The following is a 7745-nucleotide window of genomic DNA, read 5'->3' as shown; positions in this document are numbered from 1 at the left end:
GCGGCGCTGGTGGGGGGGGGGGTCGGTATTGAGGTGACCGCCTTTCCGCTAGGTGGTGGGGGGGCGGCGCGTGGCGCGGGGGGGGGGGGGGCGCCGCGCCCCCGCCGGAGGGTCCGCGGCGCACCCCCCTGTGACGACAGTGCTCAGGGATGGACCAGGACGTGGGCGAGCGCCACCCGTCCGGTGCCGGTGAGACGGATGCGGAGGTAGCGGGCCTCGGTGTCGGTGTCCAGGAGGCTGGGGCGCAGTGCCTTGCCGGTGACGTGCACGGTGGTGGCGTCGGAGAAGTCGGCCGAGGCGGCGAGTTGCACGTCGAAGTCGGACGTGGTCATGGCGCTGCTGTTCCAGATCTCGACCTGGCCTACGTGGCGGGCGGCGCCCAGGTCCACCTGCCACCAGGCGCCCGCCTCGGAGAGGGTGCGGGTGTCGGTGGTGGTGTCGCCGTCGGTGGCGCCGGCCGCTGCCGCCGTGCCGTCCGTGGAGGACTGGGTGGCGGTGCCGGTGCGGGCCAGGTCGGGGCGGAGCTGCTCGACACTGCCCCGGCCGTCGGCGCCGGCGGCTTCGGCGACGTCGACGGCCTCGGCGGGGAGCCGGTCCAGCTTCGTGTGGTTGCCGGTCATGGTCGAGCCGGTGCCGGCGAGGGCCGGGGCGTCGGTGTCGGTCCAGTTGCCGGTGGCGTGGTTGTCGATGCCGTAGTCGGCCCAGTTGGAGATCCACTTGTAGCCGACGCGCGTGACGACGTTGCGGGCGACGGTGATGTGGCTGGACTGCTCGTCGAGGTAGATGCCGTTGCCGTCGCGTTCGGTGTTCCCGTACGCGCTGCGGTCGATGTAGTTCCCGGAGATGACGGTGCCCGGCTGGGCGCCCTGGGTGTAGATGGCGGCTCCGTCGTGCTGTGCGTCCTCGACGAGCATGACGTCTGTGATCCGGTTGCCGGTGACGCGGTTGTCGCGGAGCACGGACCGCCGGGCCTCGGGCTGGTTCCAGCCCCAGCCGACGGAGATGCCGGAGTAGGGGAGGTCGTCCAGGGTGTTGTGGTCGATGACGGTCCCGGCCTCGTAGCCCGCCCAGATGCCCACGGCGTCCGTGTACTCCACGCCCGTGCGGCGGACGGTGTTGTACGAGACGGTGTTGCGAGCGCCGGTGAGTTCGGGGGCCGGCATGGGTTCCGTGTCACCGATGTACGCGGCGCCGGAGGAGAGGTCGGTGAAGCGGGAGCGGGTGAGCGCGGAGTCCTGGGTGCCCTGTTCGAAGACGACGCCCGCGCCGCCGAGGTGGGTGAAGGTGCCGTGGTCGATCACCACGTGGCGGCCGCCGCGGACGGTGAGGGCGGCGGCGGGCTTGGTGTAGTGGCGGCCCGCGTGGTCGACGGGGCCGGTGGCGCCGGTCAGGGTCAGGCCGGCCTGGGTGCCCGCGTAGCCCTCGTCGGTGTTCGGCTGCTGGTAGGCGGCGTAGGCGAAACCGATGCCGCTGACGCGGACGTCATGGGCGCCGTCGAGCACGAGGAGCCCTTCGGTGACCGGGGTGATAACCCGGGCACGGAGTAGTTCCTCGCCCTTGCGGGGCAGGTAGGTGACGGTGCGGGCAGCCGAGTCCCAGACGAACTCGCCGGGCTTGTCGAGGAGTTCCCGGGCGTTCTCGAAGTAGGCCACTCCTGTGTAGCGGGCGGAGTCGACGGTCGTCGTGTCCCAGGCGGGTCCGGTGCGGTCGGTCCCGGAGGTGGAGTTGGTCCAGCAGGGCTGGGCGAAGGTCATGAGGTCGCCGGTGACGGCGGCGATGCGGCAGTGGTAGTTGCGCCAGCGCACGCTGATGACGGCCTCGGCGTCGGTGGGGCGGGCCCAGTGGGCGATGCCGGTCTTCTCCGCGCCGGTCATGCCGGACTCGGTGGCGTCGCAGACGGCGGCGGCACAGGACCCGCCACGGGCGCGCACGGCGCGCCGGCCGTCGACGAACAGCTGGCGCGGCGTGATGCCCCGGGGCACCTTCGCGCTCCAGGTGCCGTCGCCGTTCACGGACCAGCCCGTCAGGGTCCGGCCGCCGGAGAATACGGGATGCGCGCCGCGGGCCGCGGTCCAGGTGACCCCGGAGTCCTGTGCGCCGAGCCGCAGGGGGGCGTCCAGTTCGTACGTGCCGTCGGCGAGTTCGACGCGCACGTCCCGTCCGCTGACGACGCGTGCGGCGTTGCGCGCCCCCTCCACGGAGCAGGGACGCCCCCAGGTGCACTGGGACCCCGAGCCGTGGGGTGCGGCGTGCAGGACCTTGGGAGCGGGGGCCGCCTGGGCGGCGGGCAGCGGGCTGAGGAGGAGCGCGGCTCCGGTGAGGAGGGCGGCACCGGCGGTGCGGACTGTGCGGGTGAGTGGTCTCATGCGATGACCTTCCGCTCGGACGGCCTGCCGCTCGGGGCGGGCCGGGGAGGTGGAGTGCGGCGGTTCAGGTTCAGGTGCGGGGCCGGGTGGCGTGCGCCGACACCAGGGGGCCGGCGCCGCCGTGTGGTACCGGAGGCGCACTGCCTTCGGCGCGGCACCGGCCGAACGAGGTGTGTGGGGCGGCCGGGGCGGCCGGCCGCCGCCGTTCATGCCGTGGCCGTCCAGTCCGGATGGCCCGGCATCGGCGGGTTCCGCGTGCCGAACAGCCAGTCCCGCAGGAACCGGTCCAGCGACCGGTCGCCCGTCACGCTCACGGCGTGGGCGATGAAGTCCTCGCTGGTGACCGTACGGCCCTTGAAGCGGCGCGGCCACAGGCCCATGATCCGGTCGAACTTCCGCGGGCCGACGTGGAGTCGGAGGGCGTAGAGCACCAGGGCGCCGCCGTCGTAGATGTTGGTGCCTCCGAGGGCCTTGGGCAGTCCGGGCGGCCCGTCGCTCGCGCGGATCGCGTCGAGCGCGGCGTACGTCGTCTTCATCTTCGCGGCCATGTCGGACCAGCCGCGCTCCTGGCTGTAGAGCGCGGCGTAGTACACGGCCGGCCCCTCGTTGAGCCAGGCCTGCTGCCAGTCGTTCGGCGTCACGCTGTCGCCGAACCACTGGTGGGTCAGCTCGTGCACCATGGTGTTCTCGTACGTCGGGTCGCCGTCCGCGTCGGGCTTGAACCAGTTGGTGCCCATCAGGGTGAGCGTCGTGTTCTCCAGGGCGTCGGTGTACCCGTCGTAGATGTGGATGCCGTACACGGAGAACGGGTAGCGGCCGAACTTCGCCTCCAGCCAGGCGAGATGGTCGGGTGTGCGGGCCACGATCGGGGCGTACTCGTCCTCCCGGCCCCGCGGGACGACGTGCCGCAGCGGCAGCCCGGTGTGCGACGTGCCGTACAGGTATGTGCCCTTGACGACGGCGATGCCGAGCAGTTCCGTCGGCATGCGCTCGCGCAGCGCGAAGTGCCAGACGGTCGCTTTGCCGGCGCGTTCGTCCTTGCCGGTCAGCACTCCGTTGGCGGCGGCGACATACCCCTCGGGCGCGCAGATGTGGAAGGTCCAGGTGGCCTTGTCGGAGGGTGTGTCGTTGCAGGGCAGGAAGGTGTCGGCCCGCGAGGACTGCGCGGCCGAGGCGAAGCCGCCGTCCGAGCCGAACCTCCATCCGGTCAGTCCGGCCCGCTGCGCCTTGCCGTTGCCGTGGTAGGCGACGGTGACGCGGAACGGGGCGCCCTTGTGGAGCGGCGAGGGCAAAGTGACCGTCAGTTCCTGGCCGGAGCGGCCGAGGGAGAGGGCGTGGGAGGCTCGGCGGCCGTTCACCGTGACCGCGTCGATGCTGTGGCCGTCGGTGTCCAGGTTGAACGCCGACAGGTCCTGCGTGGCCCGCGCGTCCATCTTCACCACCGCCGTGAAGTCGTACGTCCCGGGTGTGAAGTCGAAGGTCAGGTCGTAGTGGTCGACCCGGTAGCCGCCGTTGCCGAGGGTCGGGAACAGCGGGTCGCCGACGCCGTCGGAGCCGGGGCGGGGGTCGAAACCCGCGGCGCCGGCGGGCGAGCCCAGCACCGGTACCGTGACCGCGGCGGCGACCGCCGCCGCCGACGTGAGGAACGTGCGTCTGCCGGTGGTCACTTCTTCCCCTTCTGCGAGGCCTGCTCGAACTCGGCGCGACACGTGTCGCCCCCGGCACGGCGCCACTTCTTGACCAGCGCGTCGTACGCGGACATCGGCTTGCGGCCGGTGATCAGGTCCTTCAGGCCGTCGAGGTGGATGGTGTAGAGGCTTCCTTGTCCCTTGGAGTCCCAGGTCGGCGAGGAGTAGCTGAGGGTCGGGTCCTCGACGAGTTTCGGGATGAGCACCGAGTACGCCTCGTGCACGTAGCGGGCGGCGTCGGGGTGCGTGGCGCTGAAGAACGCGGGTGTCGCGGAGGCGAGCTTGCCCCACGGCACGGTCACGTCCTGGGTGCCCTGCTTGGTGAGGACGGGCGTGCTGTGCGCGTCCCGCTGGTAGTCGGTGTTCTCCACGCCGTAGTTGATGAGGGTGTATTCGAGGGAACCGAAGGGCGAGGCGGCGAAGTCGGCGAGCCGCAGCAGTTCCTTGACCCGCTGCTCGCCGGCCCTGGTGATGTAGCAGTTCTGCAGCGAGACGTTGTCGGTCCAGGCCACCGCGTCCTTGCCGACGGGCACCATGGGCCGTACGTCGAAGGACTTGTCGATGGCCCCCATGGCGTCGACGTATCCGGTGGCCGTGGTCAGGTACGAGGGCATGCCGTCGTAGACGTAGGCGGCCTTGCCGTTCTTGAACAGGTCCGTGTACTGGGCCTTCTGGGCCCCGGACATCTGCACGGTGCCCGGGTAGTAGCAGCCCGCCTTGTAGAGCTTGGCGGCGGTCTCCACCGCGTACCGGTACTTGTCGTCCTCCAGCTGGTAGCGCCACTTGCCGGTCTGCCGGTCGAACTTCCAGAAGTGCTGGGCGCCGGCCGACATGGCGAGCAGGACGGTGCTGCCGCCGGTGAAGAAGTACTGCTTCTTCCTGACGTCCGTGAGGTCCTTGGCCAGCTCGACGAGCCGTTCGATGCTGTCGATCTGGTCGAGGTTCGTGACGCCGGCCCGCCGGAACAGGTCGGCCCGGTAGAAGCCCGCGCCGCCGCTGCCCGAGCGGGCGATCGGGATGCCGTAGAGCTTGCCGCCCTTGATGGCGTCGCGCCAGGCGTACTGCGGGACGGCCGCGAGGTTCGGGTAGTCCTTGACCTTGTCGCCGGAGAGGTGGGGGCCCAGGTCGGCGCACTTGGCGGCGAGGAACGAGCCCATGTCGTCGACGCCGCCGGTCTCCGGGTACATGAAGATGTCCGGCAGCTGGTCACCGGCGACCATCGTGGAGAACTTCGCCGGGTAGTCGTCCGCGGGCACGGCCGTGAAGTCGATCTCGGTGCCGAGCAGCTTCTCGATCTCCCGCCAGGCCGCGTTCTTGCCGCGCGCGGGCGGCAGCGGTGCGAACGTCTCGGTGACGGCGGTGATCTTCTCGGCGCCTTCGAGCGGGGTCCCCCGGGTCGCGCGGACCAGTTCGGCCGGGTACTTCAGGAAGGCGTTCGGAACGCCCGCCGCGGTGCCGGGCAGGTCGGCCTTGATTCCGATGTTGCGCACGGTGGTGGTCGGCAGCAGCTTGGCGCTCTTGGCCTCGGCCTTGGCCGCGGTGCCGCCGTCGCCGCACGCGGCGAGCAGCGGTGCCGCGGCGACGGCGAGGCCGGCGCCCGCACCCCAGCGGAACAGGGTGCGGCGGTCGACGGATGTGGTGCCGGACATGGCGGGACTCCTCAACACGAGGGGGCACGGGTCAACACGAGGGGGCACGGAGAGATTCGGGTGCGCGGGGACGCGGGGCGGTTCGGGTGCGCGGGGACGCGGGGCGGTTCGGGTGGGCGCGGTCAGCCCTTGACTGCGCCGGTGAGGACGCCCTTGGTGAAGAACCGCTGGAGGAAGGGGTAGACGAGCAGGATCGGCACGACGGCGATGACCAGCACGGCCATCTGCACGGCCTGCTGCGGGGCGACCACCTCGCCGGCCGCCGCGGTGTCGAGGTTCTGACCCTGGAGGATGAAGGTGCGCAGCACCATGGGCAGGGGCCACTTGTCGTTGTCGCCGAGGTAGAGCAGGGCGTTGAAGTACGCGTTCCAGTAGGCGACGGCGTAGAACAGTCCGACGACGGCGATGACCGCCTTGGAGAGCGGCAGGACGACGCGGATCAGGGTCCGGAAGTCACCCGCGCCGTCCACCTTCGCCGCGTCGTACAGCTCCTCGGGCAGGTTCATGAAGAAGGCCCGCATCACGACGAGGTTGAAGGCGCTGACCATCGTGGGCAGGACGAGCGCGGCGAACGTGTTGTAGAGCCCCAGCTCCTTGACCAGGAGGAAGTTGGGGATGACGCCCGCGTTGAAGAGCATGGTGAACAGGGCCGTCATGAGGATGAACCGGCCGCCGACGATGCCCCGCCGCGACAGCCCGTACGCCATGCCGATGGTGGCGAGGAGGCTGCAGGCGGTGCCGGCGACGGTGACGCCGATGCTGACGAACAGGGCGCGGGTCACACGTCCGCCGGTGAACGCGGTGCGGTAGGCGTCGAGGCTGGGGTGGTCGGGCCACAGGACGAGCCCGTTGGACCTGATGATGTCGCTCTGCGAGGCGAAGCTCGTGCCGATCACACCTATCAGCGGGTACGCCACCAGGCCGACGACGAGCACGAGGGCGAGGCCCTTGAGGACGAGGCCGAACCGGGTGGGCTTCTCCATCCACGGGGGGCGGGCGCCGGACGGGCGCAGCTCTCCCGCCGCGGGGGCGGGCCGGCCGGCGCGCACGCGGCGCGCCTTCACAGCGGACGTCTCAACGGTCAGCACCGCGGTACACCCCTTCATGACCGAGCCGGTGGGCGAACTTGTTGGCACCGATGACGAGGACGGTGCCGATGACGGCCTTCACCAGGCCGACGGCGGCGGCCGTGCCCCACTGGTTGTCCTTGATGCCGTGGAAGTAGACGTAGGTGTCGAGGACTTCACCGGCGTCGGGGCCGACGGCGTCGCGCTGGAGCAGGATCTGCTCGAAGCCGACGGTGAGGATGTTGCCGAGGTTGAGGATGAGCAGCAGGACGAGCACCGGGGACAGACCGGGCAGGGTGACGTGCCAGAAGCGGCGCCACCGGGCCGCGCCGTCCATGGCCGCCGCCTCGTACAGGCCGCGGTCGATGGAGAGCAACGCCGCGAGGATGATGATGGTGCCCCAGCCGGCGTCCTTCCACATCACCTGGAGCGCGAGCAGCCAGGGGAAGGCGTTCGGGTCCGTCGTCATGTCGTAGCGCGGCAGGCCGAGGGATCCGAGCACGTCGGGCACGACGCCCGCGCCGCCCAGGATCTGCTGGAAGATCGAGACGATGATCACCCAGCCGATGAAGTGCGGCAGGTAGACGACGCTCTGCACGAAGCGGCGCAGCTTGTCGCTGACGATGCTGTTGAGCAGCAGGGCGAGCCCGATCGGCACGGGGAAGAACAGGACGAGCTGGACGAGCGCGATCTCCAGCGTGTTGCCGGTCGCCGACCAGAAGTCGGGGTCGGCGAAGGCCGTCGTGAAGTTGGTGAAGCCGGTCCAGGCACTGTGCATGTAGCCGAGGTAGGGCTGGTAGTCCTGGAAGGCCACCATGTAGCCGAGCAGCGGTACGTAGTGGAACACCACGAAGTACAGGAAGCCGGGCAGGCACAGCAGCAGCATCACCCTGTCACGCTTGAGTCGCTGCCAGAAGGTCTTGCGGGGAACGCGGTCGACGGCGGTCGGTGGTACGGAGACAGTCATGGAGCGGT

At 70.6% G+C, this 7745-nt stretch carries 5 protein-coding genes; all 5 read right to left on the bottom strand.

Going from position 1 to position 7745, the window contains the following annotated elements; genetic code table 11:
• Nucleotides 1-143: 143 nt before the first annotated feature.
• On the bottom strand, nucleotides 144-2366 hold the full coding sequence (locus ACFC02_RS14400) for a right-handed parallel beta-helix repeat-containing protein (protein WP_376356357.1): 2223 nt from the start codon (nucleotides 2364-2366) through the stop codon (nucleotides 144-146).
• A gap of 206 nt (nucleotides 2367-2572) precedes the next feature.
• On the bottom strand, nucleotides 2573-4033 hold the full coding sequence (locus ACFC02_RS14395) for a M1 family metallopeptidase (RefSeq protein ID WP_376356355.1): 1461 nt from the start codon (nucleotides 4031-4033) through the stop codon (nucleotides 2573-2575).
• Entirely contained in the window at nucleotides 4030-5703 is a 1674-nt protein-coding gene (locus ACFC02_RS14390; RefSeq protein ID WP_376356353.1) for a hypothetical protein, read from the bottom strand. The genes ACFC02_RS14395 and ACFC02_RS14390 overlap by 4 nt, the downstream gene beginning before the upstream one ends.
• 122 nt (nucleotides 5704-5825) lie before the next feature.
• Nucleotides 5826-6686, bottom strand: coding sequence for a carbohydrate ABC transporter permease (locus tag ACFC02_RS14385; RefSeq protein WP_376356429.1), 861 nt, complete (start codon nucleotides 6684-6686; stop codon nucleotides 5826-5828).
• A gap of 91 nt (nucleotides 6687-6777) precedes the next feature.
• Entirely contained in the window at nucleotides 6778-7737 is a 960-nt protein-coding gene (locus tag ACFC02_RS14380) for an ABC transporter permease (RefSeq protein WP_376356351.1), read from the bottom strand.
• Nucleotides 7738-7745 lie beyond the last annotated feature (8 nt).

The organism is Streptomyces sp. NPDC056160 (assembly GCF_042268205.1).
GTDB lineage: Bacteria > Actinomycetota > Actinomycetes > Streptomycetales > Streptomycetaceae > Streptomyces.
Note: the sequence above shows the minus strand (reverse complement) of the source record. Positions and strands in the feature narration are given on the sequence as shown.